The 26034-nt window shown below is 33.0% G+C and carries 30 protein-coding genes; 13 read left to right on the forward strand and 17 right to left on the reverse strand.

The window, feature by feature from the left end:
• The first annotated feature begins 31 nt into the window (after positions 1-31).
• Positions 32-1240 carry an outer membrane protein assembly factor BamB family protein gene (locus AAYQ19_RS19595; protein ID WP_343538655.1) on the forward strand — a complete coding sequence of 403 codons (1209 nt, stop codon included), beginning with the start codon at positions 32-34 and terminating at the stop codon, positions 1238-1240.
• A gap of 67 nt (positions 1241-1307) precedes the next feature.
• On the forward strand, positions 1308-1838 hold the full coding sequence (locus tag AAYQ19_RS19600) for a hypothetical protein (RefSeq protein WP_343538656.1): 531 nt from the start codon (positions 1308-1310) through the stop codon (positions 1836-1838).
• Here AAYQ19_RS19600 and AAYQ19_RS19605 read toward each other — a convergent pair whose 3' ends face one another.
• Entirely contained in the window at positions 1839-2684 is an 846-nt protein-coding gene (locus tag AAYQ19_RS19605; protein WP_343538659.1) for a class I SAM-dependent methyltransferase, read from the reverse strand.
• A gap of 308 nt (positions 2685-2992) precedes the next feature.
• Here AAYQ19_RS19605 and AAYQ19_RS19610 point away from each other — a divergent pair, with 308 nt between their 5' ends.
• From AAYQ19_RS19610 to AAYQ19_RS19620, 3 genes are all read left to right on the forward strand, one after another.
• Positions 2993-3835 carry a chromate resistance protein ChrB domain-containing protein gene (locus tag AAYQ19_RS19610; RefSeq protein WP_343538660.1) on the forward strand — a complete coding sequence of 281 codons (843 nt, stop codon included), beginning with the start codon at positions 2993-2995 and terminating at the stop codon, positions 3833-3835.
• A gap of 80 nt (positions 3836-3915) precedes the next feature.
• Positions 3916-4413 carry a hypothetical protein gene (locus tag AAYQ19_RS19615; protein ID WP_343538661.1) on the forward strand — a complete coding sequence of 166 codons (498 nt, stop codon included), beginning with the start codon at positions 3916-3918 and terminating at the stop codon, positions 4411-4413.
• A gap of 1 nt (position 4414) precedes the next feature.
• A complete protein-coding gene (locus tag AAYQ19_RS19620; RefSeq protein ID WP_343538662.1) occupies positions 4415-5578 on the forward strand; it encodes a chromate transporter in 1164 nt (387 codons plus the stop codon).
• Between the two features lie 16 nt (positions 5579-5594).
• Here the strand turns inward: AAYQ19_RS19620 and AAYQ19_RS19625 are convergent, their stop codons facing one another.
• Positions 5595-6200 carry a class I SAM-dependent DNA methyltransferase gene (locus tag AAYQ19_RS19625; protein WP_343538664.1) on the reverse strand — a complete coding sequence of 202 codons (606 nt, stop codon included), beginning with the start codon at positions 6198-6200 and terminating at the stop codon, positions 5595-5597.
• 121 nt (positions 6201-6321) lie between these two features.
• On the opposite strand from AAYQ19_RS19625, the gene AAYQ19_RS19630 reads away from it, so the two are divergent.
• The 3 genes from AAYQ19_RS19630 (at position 6322) to AAYQ19_RS19640 (ending at position 8342) form a co-directional block, all read left to right on the forward strand.
• Positions 6322-6885, forward strand: a complete 564-nt coding sequence (locus AAYQ19_RS19630) for a hypothetical protein (RefSeq protein ID WP_343538666.1) — start codon at positions 6322-6324, stop codon at positions 6883-6885.
• A 69-nt stretch (positions 6886-6954) separates the two neighbouring features.
• The gene (locus tag AAYQ19_RS19635; RefSeq protein WP_343538668.1) at positions 6955-7524 is read left to right on the forward strand and encodes a Crp/Fnr family transcriptional regulator; all 570 of its coding nucleotides are present in this window, start codon (positions 6955-6957) and stop codon (positions 7522-7524) included.
• 80 nt (positions 7525-7604) lie between these two features.
• Positions 7605-8342 carry an SDR family oxidoreductase gene (locus AAYQ19_RS19640; RefSeq protein ID WP_343538669.1) on the forward strand — a complete coding sequence of 246 codons (738 nt, stop codon included), beginning with the start codon at positions 7605-7607 and terminating at the stop codon, positions 8340-8342.
• 74 nt (positions 8343-8416) lie between these two features.
• Here AAYQ19_RS19640 and AAYQ19_RS19645 read toward each other — a convergent pair whose 3' ends face one another.
• Positions 8417-8824: a VOC family protein gene (locus AAYQ19_RS19645; RefSeq protein WP_343538670.1), complete on the reverse strand. Its 408-nt coding sequence runs from the start codon at positions 8822-8824 to the stop codon at positions 8417-8419.
• A gap of 133 nt (positions 8825-8957) precedes the next feature.
• Here AAYQ19_RS19645 and AAYQ19_RS19650 point away from each other — a divergent pair, with 133 nt between their 5' ends.
• Complete coding sequence (locus tag AAYQ19_RS19650) at positions 8958-9401, forward strand: PepSY-like domain-containing protein (protein ID WP_343538671.1); 444 nt, start codon at positions 8958-8960, stop codon at positions 9399-9401.
• Between the two features lie 275 nt (positions 9402-9676).
• Entirely contained in the window at positions 9677-11128 is a 1452-nt protein-coding gene (locus AAYQ19_RS19655) for a glycosyltransferase family 2 protein (RefSeq protein WP_343538672.1), read from the forward strand.
• Between the two features lie 66 nt (positions 11129-11194).
• On the opposite strand, the gene AAYQ19_RS19660 is transcribed toward AAYQ19_RS19655, so the two are convergent.
• From AAYQ19_RS19660 to AAYQ19_RS19705, 10 genes are all read right to left on the reverse strand, one after another.
• Complete coding sequence (locus AAYQ19_RS19660; protein WP_343538674.1) at positions 11195-12250, reverse strand: linear amide C-N hydrolase; 1056 nt, start codon at positions 12248-12250, stop codon at positions 11195-11197.
• A gap of 120 nt (positions 12251-12370) precedes the next feature.
• The gene (locus AAYQ19_RS19665) at positions 12371-12736 is read right to left on the reverse strand and encodes a hypothetical protein (RefSeq protein ID WP_343538676.1); all 366 of its coding nucleotides are present in this window, start codon (positions 12734-12736) and stop codon (positions 12371-12373) included.
• A 176-nt stretch (positions 12737-12912) separates the two neighbouring features.
• The gene (locus tag AAYQ19_RS19670; protein WP_343538678.1) at positions 12913-13845 is read right to left on the reverse strand and encodes a transglutaminase-like domain-containing protein; all 933 of its coding nucleotides are present in this window, start codon (positions 13843-13845) and stop codon (positions 12913-12915) included.
• 19 nt (positions 13846-13864) lie between these two features.
• The gene (locus AAYQ19_RS19675; protein ID WP_343538679.1) at positions 13865-14716 is read right to left on the reverse strand and encodes a substrate-binding domain-containing protein; all 852 of its coding nucleotides are present in this window, start codon (positions 14714-14716) and stop codon (positions 13865-13867) included.
• Between the two features lie 53 nt (positions 14717-14769).
• Positions 14770-15243 carry a DUF4265 domain-containing protein gene (locus tag AAYQ19_RS19680; protein ID WP_343538680.1) on the reverse strand — a complete coding sequence of 158 codons (474 nt, stop codon included), beginning with the start codon at positions 15241-15243 and terminating at the stop codon, positions 14770-14772.
• Entirely contained in the window at positions 15243-15635 is a 393-nt protein-coding gene (locus tag AAYQ19_RS19685) for a VOC family protein (protein WP_343538682.1), read from the reverse strand. The genes AAYQ19_RS19680 and AAYQ19_RS19685 overlap by 1 nt, the downstream gene beginning before the upstream one ends.
• A 5-nt stretch (positions 15636-15640) precedes the next feature.
• Positions 15641-16081 (reverse strand): DinB family protein, encoded by a 441-nt coding sequence (locus tag AAYQ19_RS19690; RefSeq protein WP_343538683.1) that lies wholly within the window; start codon positions 16079-16081, stop codon positions 15641-15643.
• A gap of 324 nt (positions 16082-16405) precedes the next feature.
• On the reverse strand, positions 16406-17275 hold the full coding sequence (locus tag AAYQ19_RS19695) for a nucleoside phosphorylase (RefSeq protein ID WP_343538685.1): 870 nt from the start codon (positions 17273-17275) through the stop codon (positions 16406-16408).
• Between the two features lie 101 nt (positions 17276-17376).
• A complete protein-coding gene (locus tag AAYQ19_RS19700; RefSeq protein ID WP_343538686.1) occupies positions 17377-17709 on the reverse strand; it encodes a translation initiation factor in 333 nt (110 codons plus the stop codon).
• Positions 17710-17816: 107 nt separating this feature from the next.
• Positions 17817-18767: an isopenicillin N synthase family dioxygenase gene (locus AAYQ19_RS19705; protein ID WP_343538687.1), complete on the reverse strand. Its 951-nt coding sequence runs from the start codon at positions 18765-18767 to the stop codon at positions 17817-17819.
• 173 nt (positions 18768-18940) lie between these two features.
• Between AAYQ19_RS19705 and AAYQ19_RS19710 the strand changes: the two genes are divergently transcribed.
• Together AAYQ19_RS19710 and AAYQ19_RS19715 are read left to right on the forward strand one after the other, a co-directional pair.
• Positions 18941-20917, forward strand: coding sequence for an alpha-ketoacid dehydrogenase subunit alpha/beta (locus AAYQ19_RS19710; RefSeq protein ID WP_343538688.1), 1977 nt, complete (start codon positions 18941-18943; stop codon positions 20915-20917).
• A 69-nt stretch (positions 20918-20986) separates the two neighbouring features.
• Complete coding sequence (locus AAYQ19_RS19715) at positions 20987-22729, forward strand: DUF885 domain-containing protein (protein WP_343538690.1); 1743 nt, start codon at positions 20987-20989, stop codon at positions 22727-22729.
• Between the two features lie 57 nt (positions 22730-22786).
• Here the strand turns inward: AAYQ19_RS19715 and AAYQ19_RS19720 are convergent, their stop codons facing one another.
• Positions 22787-23257, reverse strand: coding sequence for a hypothetical protein (locus AAYQ19_RS19720; RefSeq protein WP_343538692.1), 471 nt, complete (start codon positions 23255-23257; stop codon positions 22787-22789).
• A 16-nt stretch (positions 23258-23273) separates the two neighbouring features.
• Positions 23274-23678: a glyoxalase gene (locus AAYQ19_RS19725; RefSeq protein WP_343538694.1), complete on the reverse strand. Its 405-nt coding sequence runs from the start codon at positions 23676-23678 to the stop codon at positions 23274-23276.
• Positions 23679-23764: 86 nt separating this feature from the next.
• Here AAYQ19_RS19725 and AAYQ19_RS19730 point away from each other — a divergent pair, with 86 nt between their 5' ends.
• A complete protein-coding gene (locus tag AAYQ19_RS19730; RefSeq protein ID WP_343538695.1) occupies positions 23765-24196 on the forward strand; it encodes a hypothetical protein in 432 nt (143 codons plus the stop codon).
• Between the two features lie 203 nt (positions 24197-24399).
• Here AAYQ19_RS19730 and AAYQ19_RS19735 read toward each other — a convergent pair whose 3' ends face one another.
• Together AAYQ19_RS19735 and AAYQ19_RS19740 are read right to left on the reverse strand one after the other, a co-directional pair.
• Positions 24400-25656: a mechanosensitive ion channel family protein gene (locus AAYQ19_RS19735; protein ID WP_343538696.1), complete on the reverse strand. Its 1257-nt coding sequence runs from the start codon at positions 25654-25656 to the stop codon at positions 24400-24402.
• Positions 25649-25936, reverse strand: a complete 288-nt coding sequence (locus AAYQ19_RS19740) for a DUF3817 domain-containing protein (RefSeq protein ID WP_343538697.1) — start codon at positions 25934-25936, stop codon at positions 25649-25651. The genes AAYQ19_RS19735 and AAYQ19_RS19740 overlap by 8 nt, the downstream gene beginning before the upstream one ends.
• Between the last annotated feature and the right edge of the window lie 98 nt (positions 25937-26034).

A 26034-nucleotide genomic window follows, 5' to 3' on the forward strand; every position in this document is an offset into this window, starting at 1 on the left:
CAAATCAAATTATAGAACCAAAATTTTAAAAATGAAGCAAAAATTAACCACTCTCTTATTTGTATTTACTTGCATAAATATGTTTGGCCAAGTGTCACCTACAACAAAACCCAGCCAAACTATTGATCCTAACAATAAAGTTTTAGCTTCAAGTGATGTACTCACTAACAAAGCGATAAGCCCACTTAAAAAAGTCCCATTAGACGAAGCTTCAATTTTGCTTTATGACTATGATGGCACTCTTTTTTCTTTTGATCTAGAATCTGAAACGATCGTTTGGACTAAAAAAGCTACGGATTCACACACAGAAATGTGCGCAAATGCGGTAACACTGCAAGATGGCGTTGTTTATGTTCCGTTTATTAACGGTGAAATTTTTGCAATTGACAATCAAACGGGAGATCTTTTCTGGAAATCAAGAATAGGCAACTACACAGATCAAATTGTATTAAAAGATCAAACACCAACGATTGCTAATGGCAAATTATTTGTTACAACTCAAAATCAAAACAGCAGCATTTATGCACTTGATATAAAAAATGGAAGTCTAGCATGGAGTTACAAACTTGATTCTGAGGTTAATCATGCTCCAGTTTTGTTTTTTGAGAACAAAGTTTTCACTCAAAGCGCAACCAATTTTTACTGTTTTGAAGCCAATACTGGAAAAGTAATCTATCAAAAGACTTTTGATGAAGCTATAACTGGAAAGCCTGTTACAGATGGCCAAAATGTTTTTGTAGCAAGTGAAAAAAATACGCTTTATGCCTTGAATCCTAATAAATCAGATATTGTTTGGGAATTTAAATTTGATGAAAATCAGAATAATGTAAAAAATCGCATTTTCTGCAAAGACAATAAAATATATTTTGCAGCGCAAGGAACAAGTACTACTTCTGTTTATTGTGTTGATTCAAAAACAGGAACGCAGCTTTGGAAAACTGATTTTAAAAATGACAATATTGAATATATCACTCAAGAAAATGATAATTTATGGGGATATACGCGTGGAAAGAAACTTTTTCAAATACTTTTAGATAGTGGTGAGGTTGTTCTAGATAAAAAATTGACGACTTTGCCAATCTCAAATATTGAATTCCCAGCCGATGACAATCTGTTGCTTTATTATTGCGACGCAGGTTTGATTCAATATGACTTGAAAGAACAAGATGAGAATATGTTCTATATGCGAACATCCATAAAAGATGATGTTTATAGCGCATTTATAAAAATTATTAGATAAAAAAAGAAGCTTTTTCACTATTTGAAAAAGCTTCTTTTTTTTAAATAAGATCAAAATTGATTTGTTTATGAAAAACATCATTTATATACTTTTTTTTGCCCAATCTTTGGTTTGTTTTGCTCAAGAACCTCCCGCTATTTTTAAACTAAAATATAGTTTCTTAAAAACTGATTCACTTCACGTTCTAGATGACTACAAAATAAATTCTCCGTCTGTAGAATACTATAAAAAATCAAAAAATAATTATTTAACACCCGAATATTGGAAAGAATACAAAGACAATATTAAGCTAGATAACGAATTCCTATATATCTACATGGGTCATGCTTATCCAAGAGAAAATGATATTATAATTTTAAACATTTTTAAAGATACAGCAAGAATGAGTATTTTTATAAAAATCAATTTTGATTTAGATTTTGGAGAAAAATTATACTTGAAAAATTTAAACTTTGAAGAAGGAAATTATTTTATTGATTTATCATTATCAAATTTAAAGGTTGAAAAAAGCGCTCAATTTCATAAAGAAAAAGAAGTTGATCTAAGTTCAATTAAAAAATATAGCGTTACTCAAAACACACTCAACCAAAAGATTTAATTATTTCTCCCCATACACGACCCACGCGCTGGAATCAATTACTACATTTCCATCGGGGAATTTTTCATTGACAATGGCATACGTTTCTTTTTTGATTTTTTCTCGCATTTCATCGCTTGTTGAACTCAGTGCTGCAACTATTGGCGCGGCAACTTCTGTCTGCATTTCCCAGTAGGCATCAGTAGTTTTACAATTTAATTTTCCGACTATTTCTGTTTGCTTTATGTTTTTTAATCCCGCTTTCGCGAAAATAGCAGCCAAAAACCCGTCTTCAGCGCAACGAAAAATTCCCGGCGAGCCAGCGGGTGGGGGCGAAAGTTCTAAATTTCTATTAATTGTTCCCGTCGTTGCTGTAATCCAAAAGTTTTTTTCAGGACCGTTCCAAACCGCTGTTGCAATTCGGCCTCCCGGTTTTAAAACACGCACCATTTCTTTGGCTGCCAACTCCATATCTGGGAAAAACATAAACCCAAAACGGCAACTTATGGCATCAAATGTATTATTAAGAAAAGGAAGCTCTGATACATCGCACGTCATCGTTTCAATGTTTTTGATGCCTCTTAAAGCGGCATTTTCACGTGCAATTTTGAGCATATCATCGGCAAGATCAGTTAGAATTATTTGCCCTTTTGACAATTTTTCTGCAATTGTCAATCCGGGTTCTCCTGTACCCGAAGCAATATCCAGAATATAATCGGTGCTTTTGGGATTTATTGATCGAATAATTTCATCTCCCATTGGTTTTAAAAAATCCATTACGAGCTCGTCCCATTTTTTCCAGCCTCCAGAAAACTTGTTCCAAGACTGCTTTTGCTGTTCGCGAATTTGTTCAAGGTGCGGTTCCATTGTCTTAAATTTTGATTCTATAATTGTTCTTCGTCTGTTCCAAAGTTAGAGGAGGGGCTAACTGGTTTATACCAATTCAGAAAACAGATAAAAATGGATTGAGAAGAAATTCGGATTTCGGTATAAATCAATATTTTAGAACAAACAAATTTAATCATTTTTTGAACACAAATTATTGATTATCAATTTGCTGATTTAGATTAATTCAATTAAAAATTGTTATTCTTTTATCTTGTATAAAATGCCTTAGGTTTTAAATGAAATGATTTTACTAGATTTGAGCATCCAAAAAAATAAAGATTTAACAAATGAAATGGATTACGAGAGAACGTCCAAAAATTGATCGAATTGCCTGTCCGTGGCTCATTCGAAAATTTGTCGATCGCGAAGCCGAATTCATTTATGTTCCGTTTAATATCGTTCTTGAGAAAGCAAATGAATTAAATGCCATTCCGTTCGATATTCCAGATGTCGAATTTACGCATTATGACGACCAAAGTACATTTGATTATATTGTCAAAAAATACGAAATCAACGATCCTGCAATCTTAATTATCGCCGGAATTGTACGTGGAGCCGATACCGACCGACATGATATTGCAAAAGAGTCAGCTGGACTTTGGGCGATTTCAGCGGGGCTTTCTTATAATATTACTGACGATTATAAACTGCTAGAAACCGGAATGATTTTATACGATGCCTTATACAGCTGGGCAACTCATTTGTACAAACAAAATCATTTGCAAAACAGTCCGTTTGAAAATTTGCTTCATGAAGTTTATACTAAATTTTTAAAATACAAGAAAACTTCAGCCAAAACTCCAGCTTGGGTTAAAGATTTAAAAGAAATCATTCAAGATCAAATAGATGCGCAATTTGCTTTTGATTTAAAGAAGATTTCAAATGAATTGGATTTGAATCCATCTTATTTATCACGAGAATTTTCAAAACATTTTGAAGATTTGAATTTTGGAGAATATGTTAGAAAACTTCGTATAGAAAAAGCAATCCATCTTATTTCGAGTTCTTCTCATACTTTAACCGAAATAGCTTATATGACAGGCTTTTCAGATCAAAGTCATTTCACGAGAATCTTCAAACAACACACCGGAAAAAATCCTTCCGCTTACCGAAAAAAAGCAAAAAAGTAAACCAAATACAAAAGGTAAATTTGGTTCTATTTTAAAAAACCATTAGCGATTAGTTTTGTTTTATAACCAAAACTAAAACAATGTATTTAAAATCGACTTTGCTTTTTGCAGTATTCTTTTCCAGTTTTACAGTTTTTTCCCAAACCGTATATCCAAAAATTACAGGCTATTTCGGGATTATGCATCCAATTGTGACGTTTAGCGAAGAAGAAACAACGGTGAATTTCAGAGACTATTATGCGGTTGGATTTCCAACAGGAATCAATATTTGGAAAAGCGAAAAAATTGGTTTTTCACTTGAATTTGTACCTAATATCAAAGACGACAATGGAACAGATAAAGTAACTAATTTGTTGTTTCATCCTGGAGTTTTGGTTGCATTAGGAAAAGGCTACACTTTTGCTGGAAGAGCTGCATTTGAAACTAGCGGAAGATATGGATTTACTCCTGTTTTCAATAAAACGATAATTAAAAACAAAACTTGCAGTTATTATGCAGCTGTTCCTTTGCCAGTTCGTTTTGGCAATGATCATCCAGTCTCTTTTACGGTAGGTTTTCAATTCGGAATTGCTTTTTAATATGGAAAAGACATCAAAATACAGCTTGTTGCAGTTAACACTTTATTTTTTAAAACTAGGAGCTGTCGGTTTCGGAGGTCCAGTTGCTTTGGTAGGCTATATGCACAAAGATTTAGTCGAAAATCGAAAATGGATTACCGAAGAAGAATACAAACAAGGATTAGCATTAGCACAGCTTGCACCGGGACCTCTGGCGGCACAATTAGGGATTTATCTTGGGTTTGTGCATTATAGTTTTTTAGGCGCAACATTGGCAGGTTTTGCCTTCATATTGCCATCTTTTATAATGGTAGTCGCATTGGGTATTGTTTACCAATTATATGGTGGTTTGTCTTGGATTCAGGCTGTTTTTTATGGTGTTGGCGCTTCGGTGGTCGGAATTATAGCGCTGAGTTCGTACAAGCTTACAGTAAAATCTATTGGCAAAATCAATCTTGAATCTTTTAAATCAAAATGGTTACTTTGGATTTTCTTCATCACAGCCGCAATTGTAACATTTATAACAGAAAAGGAGCAAGTTTTACTTTTTATCTTGGCGGGATTATTTTACATGATTATGACCGCTCCGCCAAAATGGTGGAATTTCAAAACCACAAATTCTATCGTTTTGCTTCAATTTGCTTTGTGGAATTCCGAAGAATCGACACTTATAAAATTAGGAGTCTTTTTTGCAAAAGCAGGTGCTTTTGTGTTTGGAAGCGGATTAGCAATTGTCCCATTCTTGCATTCTGGTGTAGTTGCTGAAAATCATTGGTTGACAGAGCAACAATTTTTGGATTCTGTCGCTGTAGCAATGATAACGCCTGGGCCTGTTGTCATAACTGTCGGATTTATTGGTTATTTGGTACATGGAGTTGCCGGCGCTTTGGTGGCTGCTTTGGCAACCTTTCTGCCATGTTATTTATTCACGATTTTATTAGCACCATATTTCAAGAAAATTTCTGACAACAAATCGGTTAAGGCTTTTGTTGAAGGAATTACTGCTGTTGTAATTGGCGCTTTGGTAGGATCTGTCGTTGTTATTGCTTCAAGAAGTATTATTGATATTTCTACAGCTTTAATTGCTGTTTTGACTATTGGAGCTTTGCTTTATTTTAAAAAACTCCAAGAGCCATATGTCATTTTAATTGCTGGAATAATTGGCGTCTTTATAAAACTGATTTAAAATAGTATCGGAAAAATTATTTTTTCTGAACCAAAACAACCCAATCTCTTTCTGTATTCTCTTCCACAAAATTTTCAATTTCGTAAATCAATTCAAAACCTAAATTCTGTATTAAATCCAAAACTTCGTTTCGAGAAAGGCAGCTGTAATAAAATAATTCATCAAACATTTTGTCTGTATGTTCGTCTTCTTGTTTTCCGTGTGTGAAAAGAAAATAACCGCCAGGTAACAGCAAATCATAAATCGTAGAATAAATCTCTTTTTGACGTTCTTTCGGAAAATGAAAAAGAGAATCCCAAGCGATTATTCCTTCGAATTTTTCACTGGTTTTAAAATCAAAAAAATCAGAAACATAAAATGCTGCATTTTTAATTTCCCTTGATTTAGCAATTTCAATCATTTTTTCTGAAATATCTATTCCAGTTACAAAATGATTTTCCTCTGAAAAATACTTCGCAATAGGAAGTCCTGTTCCGCAACCAATATCCAAAATATTGCCATTTGGTTTGACTTTTTCCAAAAAATCAAGAATCGGTTTATTCAAAGCCGAATTGTTTCTGATTTCTTTCCATCGATCAGCAATTTTATTATATGAGTTTTTGTTTAAAGATGAATTTTCCATTCTAAAAAATTGTTCAATAAATGTAAGTACTATTTTTAATAAAAATCAAGAAAATATGTATGAAAACTTGTACATTCGTATCTAACTAATCAAATTAAGCCACACCAAAAAACAAAATCTTATGATTAAAAAAGTACTTTTTACTGCTCTTATAATTGGTTTTCTATCTTTTACAAGCGATAATGCAGATGGAATAATTGAATTTAATTATCCAAAAAACAAGGAAGCTGTGCTTTTAATGAAAACCGATCAATTTGAGAATTTTGAGAAGGAATGGCGCGGGGAAGATTACTATTATTTATGCAAAGGCGGAAAAGACAATATTATATGTTCTGTTCTTTTTTATAAATTAAACAAAGAAGAACAAAAACAAATGGTTGATTCTTTTGATCCTAAAGGACATACTACAAGTCCGATTATTCCTTTTACTTATTTTTTAACAGGTAATTTATCAAAATACGAAAAGAATAATGATTTCTGGGGCGAACCGACTGATGATTTTATGTTCAAACAAAATGACATCACTGAGTTTGAAGGAATCAAAACAAAACAGAAACATATGTACGCTTATGGAATGTTTGGCAAAGATTTGTTTATAAATGTTCATTTGTCGAAAATCAATTATACATCTCAAGATTCTATTACAATGAGAACGATTTTGATGAATCTGCAAAAGAAGAAATAGTGTTTTAGAAACTTTATTTTTTTGCCAAATGACAAATTTTCACCCAAAAGTTATGCTTAACTTTCGCATATGAAAGAATTAGTAAATTACATATTGCAGTTTGGCAATTTAAATCAGCAGCAAATTGATTTAATTTTATCGAAAGGGGAAGAAAGAGAAATCCGCAAAGAGAAGTATTTTGCAGAAGCAGGAAAAGTCGCGGCTGAAGTTGGTTTTATTATTGACGGAATAATGCGTGTTTGTTATTACGACAATAAAGGCGAAGAAATTACCAAATACTTTATTGAAGAAAATAATCTCGTTGTAGATTTAGAAAGTTTCGATAACGGCATTTGCTCGTCGTGTTATGTACAAGCAGTTACCGATTGTAAACTTATTGTGTTTTCAAAAAAAGATTGGCAAGAATTATTAGATACAATTATTGGCTGGGACACTATTGTTCACAAAATAATTTCAAAAGCTTTAATACAAAAAGTTGCCCGAAGAAGTCCGCTAGTTTCAGAAGATGCAACAACGCGTTATTTGTCTTTTATGAAATTGTTCCCGAATGTTATTAATCGAGTTCCGCTTTCGTACTTGGCTTCTTATCTTGGAATTACGCAGTCATCCTTAAGCCGAATTAGAAAAAATATTCGTTAAATTGTTTTTTTTGCCATTTGGCAAATGTTTCTTTTTTTTTGGATTGCAACTTTGTACTCATAAATTTTAAAACGTAAAAAATGAAATCAGTATTAATTACAGGTGCAAACAGAAGCATAGGTTTAGAAATAGTGAAACAACTTTCCAAAAAAGGTTTATTTGTTTATTTGGGAAGTCGCGATCTTGAAAAAGGAGAAAAAGTAGTTGCCGAATTAACTCAAAACGGATTTGAAAATATCAAAGCAATCCAAATTGATACTACGAATCAGGAAAGTGTTGTAGCTGCGAAAGACAGAATAGAAAAAGAACAAGGCAAACTTGATATTTTAATCAATAATGCGGGAATTTTAGGCGTGATGCCACAGAATTCATCAACCACTTCACTTGAAAATATACAGGAAACATTTGACACAAATTTCTTTGGAGTGATCAGAGTTACGCAAACATTTCTTGATTTGCTTAAAAAATCAGAAAGTCCCAGAATCAGTAATATTACCTCTGGTCTTGGCTCGCTTACTTTGCATAGTGATCCAACTTGGAAATATTATCCGTTTAAAGCCGTTTCGTATGTTTCGTCAAAAGCAGCTTTAAACGCTTTTACAGTAACGTTGGCTTTCGAATTGAAAGATTTGCCATTCAAAGTAAATTCAATTGATCCGGGTTATACCGCGACTGATTTCAATAATTTCAACGGGCCAGGAAGTGTAGAAAGCGCAGCAAGCTTTATCATCAAACATACTTTGACCGATGAAAACGGACCAACAGGGAAATTTTTCAGCAGCGATATTGAAGACGAAACTGAAGAAAGTCCGTGGTAAATTATAAGTTTTATTAAAAGAAAAGCTCCAGAATCAATTGATTTTGGAGCTTTTTTTTATTGCTTTTTATTTTCTTAAACCGGTTCCCAGAGTTCGATTTTATTACCATCCGCATCCATAATATGAACAAATTTACCATAATCATAAGTTGCAATATCATCTAAAATTGTTACGCCGTTTTCTTTTAAATTACTTATCAGACCTTCAATATTTTGAACGCGATAATTAATCATAAACTCCTTTTTTGAAGGTGAAAAATAATTATCATTCTTTTTGAACGGGCTCCATTGAAGCGCTTCTTTTATTTCTGGATTATCTAAGTTTCTGGATTCAAACGTCGACCCCCAATCGTTGACTTCGAGCCCTAAATTTTTAGCGTACCATTCTCTGGTTTCTTTCGGATTTTCTGTAAAAAAGAAAATACCGCCAACACCGGTCACTTTCGGAATTACATTTTCATTTTGTTTGTTTGAATCTTCCATAACTTTTGATTTTAGAATATTAAATTTAATAAAAAATGCATTCAGTAAATCATTAAAGGTTTCTTAAATTGATTTGAACCAAACATTAGTTATTGTAAATTAGCTAGTTACAAAATTTAAAATCATAGAAATCATGAAAATATATCATATAATTGCCCTATTGCTATTCAGTTTTGCGATACCGGCGAATGCACAGAAAAAAATTGAAACTACTGAATTGCCAAAACCTGCTCAGGAATTTCTCCAAAAATATTTTAGCTATACAACTGTGGCTACAGCACATAAAGATGCTGAACATGGTGAAAAAGGCTATGAAGTCAAGTTAAAAGACGGAACCGAAGTAGAATTTTGGAAAGATGGCTCTTACCGAGAAGTTGATGGAGGCGATAATCCTATTCCGACCGATTTTATTCCAGCAAACGTTAAGGATTATGTGTCAAAGAATTATCCAAATGAAAAAATCACGCATATCGATTACGGCCATAAAGATTTGGACGTTGATTTAACAAATGATATTGATTTAGAATTTTCAAAAGATGGAAAAATTCTGAAGGACAAAAACAATAATATTAAATAAATTACGTTTTTAAAACCTCTGGAAAGCCTTATTTCTGGAGGTTTTTTCAAAAAATTAAAGTATAAACTTTTTACACCTGTGTAAAGTTTATACAATTATTTTTTAGCTGAAATTTGCTAAACCTCTCATTTTCAATTTTTACTATTTGTGGCACAACGCTTGTAAAATCGGTTAGAGTCGATTTCTTGTATAATTCTCATGATCTGTTTTAACAGAAAAAAAAGAACAAGAAAAATCAATTAAAAGCCATTTTACGAATAAAGCAATAGCCCAAAATGAAAAGTGAAACAATTACTTCAGAACAATTTTATGCTTCTGATAAAACCCTCAGCACAAAAGAACAAACATTAAAAAAATCAATTTTAAGTTCAAATACCAAATCCCAACAAAAATCAGTCGAAGAAACATCAAGTCCGTTAGGAAATATAGTACTTGCAGGTACTTTTTTATTGATGCTTGGTGGCGCGTTTTTAGTCTATAAACTTCAATCTGATTTTGATCAATTTCAATTAGACAGAATAAATTCGAGTTGGGGATTTCCATTTCTAATTTTAGCCACCGTCTTATTCTTTTTCCAGACAGGTTCGTTTTTATATAATCTCTATTTATATTTTAGATACAAACCAATTGAATCCGTTTCTGATGATTTATTGCCAACTTGTACCGTAATTGTTCCGGCATATAACGAAGGAAAGTTAGTATGGCATACTTTGATGAGTCTTGCAGAAAGCGATTTTCCGGCTCAAAAACTGCAATTATTAGCTATTGATGACGGAAGCAAAGACGATACATGGTATTGGATGCAACAAGCAAAAATTAAACTTGGAGATCGTCTTGAAATTTATCAGCAACCCGAAAATAAAGGAAAACGCCATGCTCTTTACCGTGGATTTGAACTAGGAACAGGAGCGGTTTTTGTAACCGTTGATAGTGATTCAATTGTAAAAAAAGATACTTTAAGAAATTTGGTAAGTCCGTTTGCTGTTGATGAAAAATGCGGTGCAGTAGCTGGAAACGTTCATGTTTTGAACAATAAAAAAGCTTTATTGCCAAAAATGCTAAATGTAAGTTTTGTAATGAGTTTTGAATTCATGCGTTCTGCAGAAAGCATGTTGGGATCCGTATTATGTACGCCTGGCGCAGCCGCTGCATATAGGAGAGACGCTGTTTTAACTTGTCTCCCAGAATGGATCAACCAAACTTTTATGGGACAACCATCAGACATTGGGGAAGATAGAGCCATGACCAATATGATTCTAAAACAGGGACTTCATGTTTTGTTCCAAAGAAATGCACTTGTCTTGACAAATGTTCCTGAAGAATACAAAGGTTTGTATAAAATGTTTATCAGATGGGGAAGAAGCAATGTGCGCGAGAATATTATGATGGCGCAATATGTTTTTAAAGATTTTAGAAAGGAATCTAAATTTGGCGCTAGGCTTTTGTTTTTGAATCAGTCTTTCAAAATAATTATGTCGTATCCTTTCTTATTGTTTATGCTGTTTTTTATCGCGGTTCATCCCGTGCTGTTTTTTAGCTCAACACTTTTGAGTATCATGATTGTCTCTACTTTTTCAGTATTGTTTTATGCTAAAAGATATAGCTTTACTGATGCTTTCTGGGCATACTCATACAGCATATTCTATACCTTCAGTTTATTTTGGATTACGCCTTATGCCATTGCTACTGCCAATAAAAAAGGCTGGCTTACACGTGGTTTATCTTAAATCATTTAAAGCTTTATTAGATATAAAAATCCTCTGTATTTTCAAAAATGCAGAGGATTTTTAGTTTTAATCTAAGCCTGCAAATTTAAAAGGCGCCATAGCTTGAAAATTCATCGAAGATTCTCCGGAATAATTTTCATTATTCGCCAGATTTAATTTTCGAACTTTGGCTTTTTCACTAAAATCTAGCTTACTAAATTCAACCCAAACCACATTAGGATTTAAAACATTATCAAAATAATACACCAGATTTTTTTGATCAGCAACGGTTCTCCAACGTGTTGAAGATATATTGGGTTCTGTTGCTGACGAAATTCCAAGTGGCACAGAACAATTTCTTATTACGCCAAAAACGCTTGCAAGCGCAGTTCGTATATTATCTGTTTTCGGAATTGCATCAATGTAATAATGCGCTCTCACAAATCGATCTGCAGCTCTGTTAGTTCCTGGCAGCATAATGGTTCCTGGAATGCTTTTCCAATATGTATTTATAGCCAGCTGTTCATCAAAAATAGGGGAGTTTGTCATGGCAACATAAGCTCTATCATGATGAATGACCAATTTTCCGTTTATATATTCAAAAATGGCATTATCTCCTGATGCATCAGAAATAGACAAATGCACAGTTGCAAAAATATCAGTTCCCGGAATATGTGAAGACGTCACAACAAATTCATTTTTCCCCAAAGCTATTACGGCTTCAGAAACAGTAGAAAAATTATCCAAAACATATTGAAGCCACAATGAAACTGCCAAACCCTTAGCTTTGCTGTTTTTCTCAAATTGAGGGTAAGTCGATTCTGCCAACCAAAGCAAATTTCCAACTAAACCTTTTTCATTCATCCCGTCAGACGAAGCAATATCCCATGAACTTGTTACAACGCTTCCGTACTTTGATTTCCATTTAACAGAGTTGTTTCCAGCCTCGCCAAATCTTTCCATTCCTCTGGGAAAAACCCATAAATTGGCCGGAATTTCACCTCTCCAATCCATTGAGCGAGCAGTAAGAATAGTGCCATTCGGGCCTTGATAAACGATTCTGGTACAAGCGAAAGTTTTTCCATTATTAATTATTGCGCTTAAAAAAGCTAAAACGATTAGAATTCTATTTTTAATCCTCATACAGCTAACTTTTAAATTATTAAAACTAATTGCCGATAAATAAAAAACTCCTAATGTTTGAGATCATTTAGGAGTTTTATTTTTTTTATGTGGTTATTGTTTATTGTGAGTGGAGGAAGCTTAAATCTTTTTAAGCGTAAATTTATAATCATCACCTTCAATAATAAGCTGATCCTCTGTTATCGTACTTACACAAGGATATGGAGTGCCTGTTTCATCCTTAATCACTAAACTTTTTCCTTGTTTTGTTAAGGCGTAGGTACCATCTGTTATTGGTTGTTGCAAATATCCTGTTACTTTTCCGTCTTCAGTAAATGTTAGGTTTCCTTCTGTCAAAATTACATGTTTAATTGAATCAGAAATTGGTCCTTTTTTAGATTCAATTGCAGTAATTTTCCAAGAATTTACCAATTCATTTCTTTTACATGAAATCATTAATAGTGCTGATACTAAAATTCCGAAAATAAATAATTTAGATTTTTTCATAATTCTGTGATTAAAAAATTAGACAGGAAAAGTTACAAAAAAAAACAATATTTAAAACGTTTGTAATCAAATATTTAAATTTGATTGAAAAACCTTGAATCTACTAGGAATTTGGAATTTAACAAGTGACGATTTATTAATTTTTAAATTAATAAATCCGGTTTAGAAAATCAATTTTAGTTCAGTGTAAGCTCTCCAAGAATCTCTTCGTACAAAAATGGACCTCCAGGATATGTAGCCGTGTAATCAAGATTCATCCAAACTTGTCCACGCTCATCGATATGATAATGTATTGTTTTGCCATAACTTTCTTTGACAAAAAGTACATTTTTTATAAGATAATTTACTTTCTCCAAATCAATCATGGAACCAATTAATATTTCGGGATAAATATGTCCTTTTGTGTGAATAAGTCGGGGAGTTCCTCCAATTGCGCGTATCGCTGCCGCCATTAAAATAGAATGATCGTCGCAATCACCAGAAAAATATTCTAATGATTCACTTGCTGTTGCTATATAATCGCCATCTTTAGGATCATTGACGTAATTCCAACGGCCATTAATTTCTTTAAAGACCGCAAAACATTGAATTATAGTTCTATAATCTGAATATCCTTTAATGCCTTTAAAATGCTTATTTGCACTCATAATGGCAAAATTGCGCACCTTTGGATTTTGATATTCAATGGCATTTATGATTTTAGATCGGTTGGGAAACGGGAGCAATTTCGCCACAATAATATCTTGCGGATATGGATTGTCTGACATGGTATAAATCATCGAATTATAATCTTCAGATATCTCGCTGAAACCATAGTTTCCTATAACTGACCCATAAAACAAAACCAGCAAATAAACTGCTACGCATAAAATAATTATGGTTCGGAGCAACATCAATAAAAAGAAAATTGCTGCAAACACAAAAATAAAAATAAAGACGCGATCTAAATTGAATGCCCAATTTAAATCGCGGAGATTTTGGTGCAAAATGATGAAAATAGGAATCGTTATCAAAAGACTCAACAGCATAATAATAATCCTGTCATAAGGCGATTTTACCTGTAATCTGGATTTTAAGCGTGGAAAGTCAATTTTAGGGAATTTCATCATAAAAAAATCAAAGCGATTGTTACAGCGCTTTTACCGTTTCAACAAAAGTACTTTTTTTATCAATAATTCCGAGATCAAATAATTGATTTTGGATTTTGATAAAAGCTTTTTCGCTCAAATGCTTTTGAGACCATTGTGTGAGCTTCAACCACTCGCGAATGTCTTCTTTTTTTTGCTTAAAAAGCTCTGCTAATGTTTTGTCTATATTCGGAATTTGAGCAAAATCCTGTGTCGTTTTATTGATTACTTCAAGGATTTTTTCTATCACTTTTGGATTCTTTTTCAAAAATTCATCACGCACAGCAATTACAAACGATGGCCATGGAGTAGGACAGTCGCCAACGCGTCTGAAAACACCTTTATCCACAAGAGGTTTAGTCATAAAACGCTCCCACATAAAATAATCCGCAGTTCCGTTTGTCAACGCTTCAACAGCACCGTCAATCGTGTTGATGATTTCAAATTTCAGTTCGTCTTGTTCCCAACCTTGTTCAGCAGCATTTACGTATGCCATCAACTGTGAGCCAGATCCAATTCTTGAAATCGCTACTTTTTTATTTTCTAAATCTTTTACAGTCTGAAAATCTGATTTTGCAGCAACATGAATTCCCCAAATCAAAGGAGATTGCACATAAATCTGAACAATTTTGCTTGGATTTCCTGCCAAAATATCTTTGACAATTCCTTCAGTCAAAATCACGGCTATATCAGCATCGCCGTCACGCAGCATCTGACACATTTTACCTGTTCCTTCCGGAATATCCTTCCATTGCAAATCAATATTTTCTGCTTCAAATTCACCATTTTCAATGCATAAATGCCATGGCAAATTGAAGTGTTCGGGAACACCCACAATGTTTACAGTTTTCATTACAGTTTTAAGTTTAAGTTAAGTTTGGTATGCGTATTCTTAAGTTTGTTTGTTTAGTTTTTTAATAAATCTGCTCGATGTTTGTCTGAAAGGCAAGGTTCTGCATATTCAATAATTTCTTCGGCTTCATATTCATTCAAAATGCTTCTTACAAGTGAATAATCAACATCTCTTACGATTTCAACAGCAAATAAAGTTTCATTTAAACCTTCTGATTGACAATTAATTGCTTTTAGTTTTTCTCTGATGATTTCCTGATCAAATCCTTTTTCTAAAATTAAGACCTGAACAATAGAATTACCTGAGTTTTCAATTGTTTCTTTATAGACAAAGCGATTTTCCTTTTCATCAAATTCTGCATAAAACAAATCGTCAGTTGCGATAAGAGGACCAAAAAACGGAATGTTATCCAATTTGAAAAGACCTTTTTCTAAATCAATAATTTCAGCCCACATGGTTTCTGAAACATTGTCTTCTAAATAATCGCTGTAATATTTAAAAAGTATTTTTTTGTGTGTTTCTTGCATTATTCAATTTCGCTGATTTCAGCTTTTAATGGTGATATAACTATTCGATATCCATCTGGATCTTGGATCATTTTTCCGTTTTCATTCCAAAATGGATTAGCTGCAGTTATCGTTGAGATATTTAGATTTTCTAACTTATGAATCAATTCTTTATACGCTAGGATTGATTTCGGATAAAGAACAATTACATCATCTTCGTCAAAAGTATGTTTTGCTTTTGTTGTCGACTGCGTAAATTCAAAATGCCAGTCTAAACCTGATTTCCCAATAAAAATTCCGTTGTAATTATTATGATTTTGAAATTCTCCCAATTGTTCAAAACCAAGCACATTTACATAAAAATCTTCAATTTTTTTTAAATCATCTGTGTGTCGTGCAACTCGTAAAAACATAAACTTTAGGATTTTATCTGATTGATATGATGTTCTAAATGTTCTACATAATCGGTCATAAGAAACTTTAAATCAATACGCGATTCATCGCTCAAAACAATTTCATAATTTAAAGCTTCAGGATCAACAGATTTCATAATTCTGATAATTTGATTATTTAGAACAAACCACAATTGAGTAAGTTCGCCAATATTCATTTCCTGATACTGATTTAAATTTACTAAATCCATTTGACTGTATGGTCTATGCCTATAAGGTTTCTCCATATAGTTAATCTCAGTAAACCGGATCAAATTATGAATCGCTGAATCTACCAAATGACCTAAAATTTCTTTTTTAGACCATTTTCCTGGCTTTCTTTCTTCTAAAACATTTTGACTAATTTCGGGAAAATAGTTCACATTTTCCTGTAATAATTTTTCAAATTTAAGAATTGCGTTTTCCATAAAATATTGGTATTTGAAATGGGAAAATATATTATTACCCTTCGATTTTTTTAATTAAAAATATAAAAATTATAAAAACGATTATTCCGATTAAGAAGTTCTTCTGAGCTACTGTAAATCCATTCTTATCAACCTCGGGATTTTTTTGATCCCAATAATACTCTAGCTTTTTAGGATATTTCTCTTCAATTGACACATTCAATAGTTGAAAAAAACACCATCTAAACAGCCCGCCAATTCCAAGAAAAAATGCACCAAGTACATGCTGTAGCAAATGCACCATAAATTTCAATTATCTAATTTTCAAAATGACACATTATCTAATTATTTACCAGCAAGTTTGTTCAACGTATATGCAATAAGCTCATCGACAGCTTTATAAGGATCTTCACTAAAAGTTCCTGATGCACGATTGGCAATAATTGCATTTAAAGATAATGCATTATGCCCCAAAAGAGCTGAAAGTCCATAAATAGCAGCTGTTTCCATCTCCAAATTAGTGATTTTAGTTCCGTCAAAATCAAAATTATCCATTTTATTATTCAATTCTTCATCTTGAATATTCAAGCGCAAAACGCGTCCTTGAGGGCCATAAAAACCTCCAGCAGTTGCTGTAATTCCTTTGAAAATTCGGTCTGATTCAATCACTTTTTCTAATTTTTCAGAACATGCAATAGCATAAGGCCTTCCTTTACGGATATCCCAATTGGTATGCGTTATAAAAGCATCTTCAATTGCAACATTTGAAACGTCATCGATCAAATAAGAGCGAAGCATATTATCAAGTCCAAGTCCGAATTTTGACATTACAAAACTGTCTACAGGAATATCTTCCTGCAAAGAACCCGAAGTTCCAATTCGTATAATATTCAACGAAGTCAGATTTTCTTTTGGTGTGCGTGTTTTTAAATCGATATTTACCAGAGCATCAAGCTCATTCAAAACGATATCGATGTTATCTGGGCCAATTCCTGTTGAAATCACAGAAATTCGTTTTCCTTTGTAGATTCCGGTTTGGGTTTTGAATTCTCTTTTTTGAGTTGAGAATTCGATTTTATCAAAAAATTGAGTGATTTTTTCCACTCTATTTTGATCTCCAACAAATATAATGTCGTTTGCAATATGTTCAGGACGAAGGTTCAAGTGGTAAACACTTCCGTCAGGGTTAAGTATTAATTCTGATGATTGTATCATTTTTTTAAGGTGCTAAGGTTCTGAGATGCTAAGGTGCTAAGTTTTTTTTGTTTCAGGTTTCAGGTAAAGTAGGAACTTTAAACTTGAAACTTTGAACTTTTTTACCCACCAACTCGTTTTGTTTTAAATCCTTTTTCTTTTAAAATAGCCATAATTTTATCACGATAATCACCTTGAATAATGATTGAATCGTCTTTAAAAGTACCGCCGACGCTTAATTTTGTTTTAATTTCTTTGGCAAGAATTTTAAAATCCTCGTCAGATCCTTCATAACCTTCAATAATTGTGGTCGCTTTTCCTTTTCGCTTCTCAAATTTACAAATCATCGGCTCTTTTTGAACATATAAAACATGCTCTTCTGCCTGAATTTCTTCTGGTTCATTTGATTCAACGTGATCCGGAAATAAGTTTTTTAATTGATCTTTTAAATCCATAATATATTAAATTCCAATAATTAAAGTTGCGTAAAAATTAAATTCCAAATTCCAAAAAATTAAGCTATTTGGAATTTGGAATTTTAAAAATTGAAGATTATAAGGCTTTATTTTTTGATTAAACCTAAATCTACTAAACGTTCATATAAATAATCTCCAGCTGTAATGTCTTCAAATTTCTTAGGATTCTCAGCATCAATACAGTTTTCCAAACAATCTAAACGCATATCACTTACTGGATGCATAAAAAACGGAACAGAATAACGAGAAGTTCCCCATAATTCTCTTGGAGGGTTTACTACCTGGTGAATTGTTGATTTTAATTTATTGTTTGTATGTCTAGACAACATATCTCCAACGTTGATCACTAATTCATCATCAGCTGCGATTGCATCAATCCATTCGCCATCATGATTTTGAACTTGCAATCCTTTTCCTTGCGCTCCCATCAAAAGCGTAATCAAGTTGATATCACCATGAGCTGCAGCACGAATTGCATTTTCTGGCTCAGAAGTAATAGGAGGGTAGTGGATTGGTCTTAAAATAGAGTTTCCTTCTTTTGCATATTGATCAAAATAAAACTCATCTAAACCTAAATGCAAAGCTAAAGCTCTAAGTACGTAAACACCTGTTTTTTCAAGCATTTGGTACGCTTCTTTACCAACTTCGTTAAAGCGTGGCAATTCTTTTACTTGAACATTGTCTGGGTATTCTGAAGCCCATCTTGAATCTTTGTCAACGTATTGGCCAAAATGCCAAAATTCTTTTAAATCTCCTTCTTTGCGTCCTTTAGCATGTTCTTTTCCAAAAGATACATAACCTCTTTGCCCGCCAATACCAGGAATTTCATAATTATGCTTAGTTTCTATTGGCAAAGCGAAAAATTTTCTAATTTCGCTATAAAGCTCGTCTACCAATTGATCATCTAAGAAATGACCTTTTAAGGCTACGAAGCCAATGTTTTCAAATGCACTGCCGATTTCATTTACAAATTTTTGTTTACGTTTCGGGTCGTCCGAAAGGAAATCACGTAAGTCTACACTAGGAATGTTTTGCATACTTTACATTTTTTATTTAAAGATGAAAGGTGTTGAAAAACCTTTCAGAAACAAAGGTAGAGAATATTTTAGAATTGAATTTTAAAAGTTATATAAAAATTGAAATTTCATAACAAAAACAAATAAAATTGTTATATTTTTCTATATTTGAAACAATAAAAAACATAAACCAAATGATCTTTTACAGAGAAAACTTAACCGACACTCAATTATTAGACTTATATAAGAAAATTTTAAAACCTCGATTAATCGAAGAAAAAATGCTCATCCTGATTCGTCAGGGCAAAGTGTCAAAATGGTTTTCCGGAATAGGACAAGAAGCTATTGCTGTTGGAGTTACATCTGTTTTAGATGAATCAGAATATGTTTTGCCAATGCATCGTAATCTTGGCGTTTTTACCACTAGAAATATCCCACTTCATCGTTTGTTCTCGCAATGGCAAGGAAAAGCAAATGGGTTTACCAAAGGAAGAGATCGTAGTTTTCACTTTGGAACGCAAGAATACAAAATCATTGGCATGATCTCACATCTTGGACCACAATTGGGGATCGCAGACGGAATTGCATTAGCCGACAAATTACAACAAAACAAAAAAGTAACCGCTGTTTTTACTGGTGAAGGCGCAACAAGTGAAGGCGATTTTCATGAAGCTTTAAATATTGCTGCAGTTTGGAAATTGCCTGTAATGTTTGTCATTGAAAACAATGGCTACGGACTTTCGACACCTACAAACGAACAATATGTATGCGAAAACCTTGCAGATAAAGGCATCGGTTATGGCATTGAAAGTCACATTATTGATGGAAATAACATTTTGGAAGTTTACAATAAACTTTCACAATTGAAATATGAAATGCAGGAGAATCCACATCCTGTATTGTTGGAATTCAAAACCTTCAGAATGCGTGGGCACGAAGAAGCGAGTGGCACTAAATATGTTCCGCAAGATTTAATGGATGAGTGGGCTGCGAAAGATCCTGTTACGAATTATAGAGAGTATCTAACTGAAAAAGGAATTTTGACAGCCGAATATGACGAACAGCTTCACAACGAAATCAAGCAAGAAATTGATGAAAATTTAGCTATTGCAAATGCTGAACCTGAAATCGTTCCAACATATAGTGGAGAATTAGATGATGTTTACAAACCATTTGAATACGAAGAATATACTCATAATTCAGAATCTAAAAATATTCGCTTTATAGATGCTATCAGAAATGGCTTAGAGCAATCGATGTGGCGTCATAGAAACTTAGTTATTATGGGGCAGGATATCGCTGAATATGGAGGAGCTTTTAAAATTACAGATGGGTTTGTAGCTGCTTTTGGAAAAGAAAGAATCCGTAATACACCAATTTGTGAAAGTGCTGTTGTTTCAACGGGAATGGGATTGTCAATTAATGGATATAAAGCAATTGTAGAAATGCAATTTGCTGATTTTGTTTCAACTGGTTTCAATCCGATTGTGAATTTATTGGCGAAATCACATTACCGTTGGGGAGAAAATGCTGATGTTGTAGTTCGTATGCCTTGCGGTGGTGGTACTCAGGCAGGACCTTTTCACTCACAAACAAACGAAGCTTGGTTTACAAAAACTCCAGGTTTAAAAGTTGTTTATCCAGCATTTCCGTATGATGCAAAAGGCTTATTGAACCAATCGATCAACGATCCAAATCCGGTTTTGTTTTTTGAGCACAAACAATTGTACAGAAGTGTTTATCAAGATGTTCCAACCGATTATTACACGCTTCCTTTAGGAAAAGCTTCTCTAATAAAAGAAGGGAATTCGGTAACTATTATCGCTTTCGGCGCAACTGTGCATTGGGCTTTAGACACTTTAGAAAAAAATCCGCAAATCGATGCTGATTTAATTGATTTGAGAACACTTCAACCTCTTGATACTGAAGCTATTTTTACTTCTGTTAAAAAGACTGGAAAAGCGATAATTTACCAAGAAGACACCATGTTTGGCGGTATTGCAAGCGATATTTCGGCCTTGATTATGGAAAATTGTTTTGAGTTTTTAGATGGCCCTGTAAAAAGAGTAGCTAGTTTAGATTCTCCTATTCCGTTTACTAAAGCTTTGGAAGATCAATTTTTAGCAAAAGATCGTTTTGAAGAAACACTATTGGATTTATTGAAATATTAATGACGAATGACGTATTGTTTTGAAGAAAGAACATTTTTTCTATCTTTAAATCCAACTTAAACCCAAACTATGAAAAAACTGTTTATTCCTATTATTGCTGTTTCGTTGCTTATTTCCTGCAATAAAAACGGCAAAACAACTGTTGACAAAGCTTTAGATCAAAAGTTTGACAAGTATAAAGACAATTTTGTCACTGATTTATGGAAAATTTATCCAGGCTGGGCTTCTGGGGTAGGATATCATAAATTAGATAGTGTTTTAATTGTACCAGACGCAAATGCCAGAAAGACTGAACTTGATTTTGCTAATGCTCAATTAGATTCTTTAAAACATTACGATATTGAAAGTCTTTCAGACAACAATAAAACCGACTTTCAAATGATTAAAAATCAGCTTGAAGGTACAATTTTCAGCATAAACGAATTAAAATCATCTGAATGGAATCCCGCAGAATATAACGTTTGTGGCGCTTTCGCTGAAATTTTAAACGGTAACTATGATTCTTTAGAAGTTCGTCTTCGCGCTTTTAACGTCAAAATGAATAATATCCCAGCTTATTACGAAGCAGCGAAAAAGAACATTAAAAACCCAACTATTGAACACACAGATCTTGCAATTTCGCAAAACATTGGTGGATCAACTGTTTTCGAAGACGATTTAAATGCTGCTTTAAGCAAAAGCAAACTAAGCGAAACCGAGAAAAAAGAAATTCAAAATAAAGCCAAAGTTTCCGTAAAAGCAATTAGAGATTATGCAGAATGGCTTAAAAATATGCCGAACAAAACACCTCGTTCTTTTAGACTTGGCGCTGATTTATATGCAAAGAAATTCAACTTTGATATCCAATCAAGCTATTCTGCTGATGAGATTTATAAAATTGCTGTAGATCATAAAAACGACCTTCACGATAAAATGTTTGTTTTAGCAGATAAACTTTGGAAAAAATACAACGGAAATGCGCCAAAACCTGCTGACAAACTCGATTTAATCAAACAAGTCATTGATAAAATTTCATTGCATCATACAACACCTGAGAAATTCCAATCTGAAATTGAAAAACAAATTCCAGAGCTAACAGCTTATGTAAAAGCTAAAGATTTATTGTATATCGATCCGTCAAAACCTTTGGTTGTTCGTAAAGAACCAGCATATATGGCGGGCGTTGCGGGCGCATCGATTTCAGCTCCTGGGCCTTACGACAAAAATGCAAATACGTACTATAATGTTGGAAGCATGTCGGGATGGACGGCTGAAAATGCCGAAAGTTATTTAAGAGAATACAACGATTATATTCTTCAAATTTTAAACATTCACGAAGCCATTCCAGGACATTACACGCAATTAGTTTATAGCAATCAATCGCCGAGCATTATCAAATCTATTTTAGGAAATGGTGCAATGGTTGAAGGTTGGGCAGTTTACGCAGAAAAAATGATGCTGGAAAGCGGTTATAAAAATTCTGATGAAATGTGGTTGATGTATTACAAATGGAATTTGAGAACCACTTGCAACACGATTTTAGATAACAGCGTTCACACAAAAGATATGTCTAAAGAAGATGCTATGATTTTGCTTACCAGAGAAGCTTTTCAGCAACAAGCTGAAGCAGAAGGGAAGTGGAAACGCGTCACTTTATCTCAAGTTCAATTGTGCTCTTATTTTACAGGATATACTGAAATTTACAATTTAAGAGAAGAACTTAAAACTAAAGAAGGTGACAAGTTTAATTTGAAAAAATTTCATGAGAAATTCTTGAGTTTTGGAAGCGCTCCAGTAAAATATATTAAGGAATTGATGTTGGCGGAGGAGTAAAAAAATTTTAATGTTAACATTAAAAAGGTTTGACAGTTTAACTTGTCAAACCTTTTTTTATTCTTGGTAATTCTTTAATACGGTTCTATCCGAAAAAGCCTCTTTCCATATTTCAATTTTATAATAATCCTGTGGATTCTCGTCATATCCTGATCCAATATTGAAAAAATAGACTCTAACTCTATAATCTCCATTTGAAATCGGAATTTCCAATATAACATCCAAAGAAGGACAGTCTGTAACTTGAATAATTCCAGATCTTATTTCTAATCCTGCCTCAACTACATGGTCGCATTTAGGAAAATCAAATAATGACTTTGAATCTAAGATATCTAATTCACATTTTACAATTCCTACATCATTTTGTAATGAAACACCTAAGATTCCATTTTCTAATGCCAGTTTATCATCAAAGGCCTGCTGAGACCAAAAACTTTCAGAACTTGTATCTCCAGTATAATCTTTATCATTAAGATAAAATTGCCCATATGAAGTACTAAACTCTAGAACAAAGTTTTTTTTTGCCATTATAAATATTTACTCATTATAACTTTGTTTCAACCTCAAACAACTGCACTTGGTTTTTCAAGCGATCAATTAATAAATTCATCATGCGTTTATTTAAGCTTGACGAATTTTGAATATACGTTTCATATTCTTCAAGCGTAAAAAGCGCCATGACAATTCCTTTTAAAGAATTTCGGAATTTTATGTCTTTTTGAATGGAGTTTTCGATTGTCTGGAGTTTCTTTTCAACCGAGTAGGAATAAAAATCGGCTTTGTTTTTATTGATGTAGTTTATAAAAACGGCAATGAACAAATCATTCTGCAGTTTTAAAATAGGTCTGATGGTTTGATTTTGGAACAACTCATCTGCTGAAGACTGAGCACTAACGGTTCCTAAAGTTTCACCTCTAAATTCTCTCAAAAAATTATCTCTGTCTTCCATGTTTTTTCTTTAAATTTAGGAAAAAATCAAATACAAAATATTCTATTTTTGTTTAAGTAATGAACAAAAAAGCAAACAATTTTATTATGTCCAAAACATCCTTCATTTTTCTTTTATCCGTTTTGACCATGATCATTTCGTGTAATTCTAAAGAAAACAAAGAAGAGTATCAAAAATTCACCTATCGCGCCATTCATCAAAAAGATACCGCAATATTGACGATTAACATAAATGACAAACGCTTTTTTGGAAGTTATGAAATCTTGTATCATCAAATTGGAAAAGATTCTGGCGATGTAAGAGGGGATTTGCGAGGAGATACCCTGAGAGGTGATTATCATTTTATTTCCAATGGAGGAAGCTGGAAAAGAATTCCGATTGCCTTATTGAAAAAGAAAGACAAACTTTATTTAGGAACTGGCGTTATCGGTACTTATTTTAATCTTCCGTGTTTCATTCCGGGCGTTCCAATTGAATATGACAATTCAAATTTTGTTTTCGAAAAGATTGAAAAATAGGCTGTAAAAAAAGTTTCAAGTTTCAGGTTTCAAGTTTCAAGTTTCAGGTTTCAGGTTGCTTGAACTTGTGTATTTTAACACAAAGCACGCAAGGTTTAATATGCTAAAAAGTTCGCAAAGCTTTGTGTAAAAACCTTTGCGAACCTTGCGTAATTCTTTGCGTACTTTGCGGTTAAATAACTTGAAACCTGAAACAAAAATTTTTATTCCAAACTTCCAATCTTCGAAGGCAGTTCAAATATTTCAAGATCAAAATATTCTACAGATGCCATGACGTGGTCAAAAATATCGGCCATGATGTATTCGTAATTTGCCCAACGTTTATCACTTGAAAAAGCATAAATTTCTAACGGAACTCCGTGTGCAGTTGATTGCAATTGACGACACATAATATGCATGTCTTTATTCAATCCTGGATGTGTTACAAGATATTGTATAATATATTTTCGGAACAAACCTAAATTGGTCATGTTTCTTCCGTTTAAGGCCAGCGTTTTATCAACACTTCTTAAATCATTATATTTTTCAATTTCAGCTTGTCTTGATTCAATATAAGAAGAAATCAATTGCACTTTTCTCATTTGAACCAAGTCTTCATCAGTCAAAAAGCGAATCGTGCTGCTTTTGATCAAAACATGTCTTTTAATTCGGCGTCCAGCAGATTTCTGCATCCCGCGCCAGTTTTGAAAAGAATCAGAACTTAAAGCATACGTTGGAATCGTTGTAATCGTATTATCAAAATTTCGAACTTTAACGGTCGTCAAATTGATTTCGATTACATCACCATCTGCACCAAATTTATCCATTGTGATCCAGTCTCCAATACGAACCATATCGTTGATCGCCACTTGGACACTCGAAACAAATCCAAGAATTGTATCTCTGAAAATCAAAATAATAATTGCCGAAAGCGTTCCAAGAATTGTCAATAATTCGCCTTTTTTGATTCCGAATAAAGTCGAAATAATCATGGCAACTCCAAAAATCCAAAGCACAATCATAATAACCTGAACAAAGCTGTCAATTGGCTTGTCGCTATATTCTGGTTTTTGCTTTAAATAATCGCGTAAGGAATTAAAAACAGTTCTTACAATCCATAATCCCAACAAAACAATATAAATCCCAACAATTTTCCCGAACATGGATTCCCAATATTCGTATTTATCTAAAATAACCGGAACTGCTTTGTAAATAAAGAAAAACGGAATTAAATAAGCCGTATATCGCGTAGTTTTATTCTGAATTAAATAATCGTCAAATTTGGTTTTGGTGCGTTGCGCAAAAATCGCAGTCAAAGTCACTAAAACAAATTTGGCAATATAATATATGATATAAGCTAATGCCACCAAAATGGCAATATTTAAAACAAGACTGGTATAAGACGCGACGTTGCGACTCATTCCCCAATCTCTGAAAATCGGATATAAAAAATTGAATATTTTATCCAAAAGCTTATGCATTATTTTCTAAATATTTTTTCTCAATATAAAATGTTCCGAATGGAATAAGTGAAGCAACCAGAATGATTCCGAAGGTTTTTAAATCCCAGTTCATTGATTTTTTCAATAAAAAAGCAAGAACAATATAACCAATGAATAAAACGCCATGTGTCATTCCCAACGGACGCAATAGTGTATGATAAAGTTCAGGATTATTGTTTTTGATAATCAACATATTAGCAAATAATACTAAATAAGAGATTCCTTCTAAAATGGCAGTAACTTTGAAAATCTTGAGCATGTATATATTTTTTTTAGGTTTTATGCCAGCAAAATTAAGTATTCTGGATTGATTTTAGAATTTAAAAAATCAAAATAAAATAAGTTGAAACCTGTAAA

It is taken from the genome of Flavobacterium mesophilum (genome assembly GCF_039581405.1).
Classification (GTDB): Bacteria; Bacteroidota; Bacteroidia; order Flavobacteriales; family Flavobacteriaceae; genus Flavobacterium.